The sequence below is a fragment of the Biformimicrobium ophioploci genome (assembly GCF_030270605.1).
GTDB classification, from domain to species: Bacteria; Pseudomonadota; Gammaproteobacteria; order Pseudomonadales; family Cellvibrionaceae; genus Biformimicrobium; species Biformimicrobium ophioploci.
The window spans coordinates 1-1,638 of the sequence record NZ_BSYJ01000014.1 but is presented as its reverse complement, the minus strand read 5'-3'; the positions used below and the strand labels follow the sequence as shown (position 1 = coordinate 1,638).

3 protein-coding genes are annotated in these 1,638 nt (G+C 48.2%); all 3 read right to left on the bottom strand.

Annotated elements, in window-relative coordinates; all coding sequences use genetic code 11:
- Positions 1–39: 39 nt before the first annotated feature.
- The 3 genes from QSJ80_RS15480 to QSJ80_RS15470 all read right to left on the bottom strand — a co-directional run bounded on the left by QSJ80_RS15480 (position 40) and on the right by QSJ80_RS15470 (position 1,507).
- Positions 40–294 (bottom strand): hypothetical protein, encoded by a 255-nt coding sequence (locus tag QSJ80_RS15480; protein ID WP_285765373.1) that lies wholly within the window; start codon positions 292–294, stop codon positions 40–42.
- Positions 295–432: 138 nt separating this feature from the next.
- Positions 433–903, bottom strand: a complete 471-nt coding sequence (locus QSJ80_RS15475) for an HAD family hydrolase (RefSeq protein WP_285765372.1) — start codon at positions 901–903, stop codon at positions 433–435.
- A gap of 127 nt (positions 904–1,030) precedes the next feature.
- Entirely contained in the window at positions 1,031–1,507 is a 477-nt protein-coding gene (locus QSJ80_RS15470) for a hypothetical protein (protein WP_285765371.1), read from the bottom strand.
- Positions 1,508–1,638 lie beyond the last annotated feature (131 nt).

Genomic DNA, 1,638 nt, shown 5'->3' with positions numbered 1-1,638 from the left:
AGTCGACCTTCACGCGCTTGTTATGCGTTGCAGCCAGAATCATTGCTCAATTCCGGACACCGGACCAATAAAGCAATCAATGCCTTCTTGCTCTACAGCAGATATAGCTTCATTTAACGCATCTTGCTCTGTAGAAAATTGATCATCCCAGACAGTTGAGTTGCCGTGCTCATCTACTATCTCTAAGATCCACTTCCCTGCGCCATCACCGTAAATTTCAACTTTTACGGTCTTACCATCTTTTTCGATGGATCTCGAAAGATCCGACACTTTCAATTCAAATTCAGAATCCATACAAAATCCTTTAGACCTGAAGACGCATAACGCCTGGCTCAGCGCGACATAGCGACGCAGAGCTTTTGTGTAAAAATGTGAGCGCAGCGAACATCACAAAAGCGAAGCAAAGCTTATGGAGTCGGCTGCAGCCATTTGTTATGTGTTGAGCTCCGACAACGTACTGATCTGGCGCACTAGCGGGTGCGAACGCTGCACGCCACCGGAATGCAGCCAGTATGCCCGTAGGCCAATGGCAACTGCCGGCTCAACATCCTTTTCCCAGCTATCTCCGACTACAGCCACGGACTCCTTTGGCTTACCGAGAACTTCTAAAATTGACGGCAGAAAAGTAGCTGAGCCCTTCTCAACGCCAACGTTCCGCTGGCAGAAGTAACCGCTGATATAGCGGTCAAGTCCCACGCGCCGGAAAGCCAATTCAATTTCTTGTGGCGTTGAGTCTGCGGCGCCAGTTGCGATATATATTTCTGCCTCAGCCGCTAGTTTTTCTAGCGCGGCAACCGCACCTTCAACGGCCTCAACCGTTTCCCAGAGGTACATCTTTCCACGGGCACTGGGGAAATCCACCATAAGAGTATCACCCCAATCAAATAGGAGTACCTCTGCCATTATCCCTCCGAACACATAACGCCTGGCTCAGCGCGACATAGCGGCGCTAAGCTTTTGTGTAAAAATGTGAGCGCAGCGAACATCACAAAAGCGAAGCAAAGCTTATGGAGTCGGCTGCAGCCATTTGTTACGTTTTAAGGGCACTGTGGAAAAGCTCAATGGCCTCTACACTATTGAAAACCTTGACCGTATCTTCACTCCGCTTCTTGACAGTATAGTGAACAGCGCTCTCCTCAGTTTCTTGGACAACAGCCAAATAGGATGAGCTTTTCCAATCTGGCGCGCGGTATGAAAAATAGAACTCCGCTAAGACTTCTCCATTCAGCATAAGGCCGCCGGTCTTTACGCCATTCCCGACCTTATTATCCGCCCAATTGCCCCACCCTTCATTCTCCATAATATCATGGGCAATTTGTTTAATTTTATCCCGAATAGGCTTCACGAAGCGCTTTGAATATGAACGAGAATCTACCTCTTTTAGGGACTCTTTAACCGCCACCGCAATTTCCTTTCTTCCTAAGCGCTCCGCATTAGAGAGGAGCTTTTCCAACTCCTTCCTATCATATTTATTCTCTCTGATGTTACTCAGTATTTTTTCACTCATAAATACTCTCTAAAAAAACGTAACGCCTGGATAAGGCGCGCCACGCGAGCGCGCACACTTTTGTGTTAATTTGCGAGCCCCGCGAGCAACACAAAAGTGAAGCAAAGCGTTGGGCGTCGTCCTTCATTCAC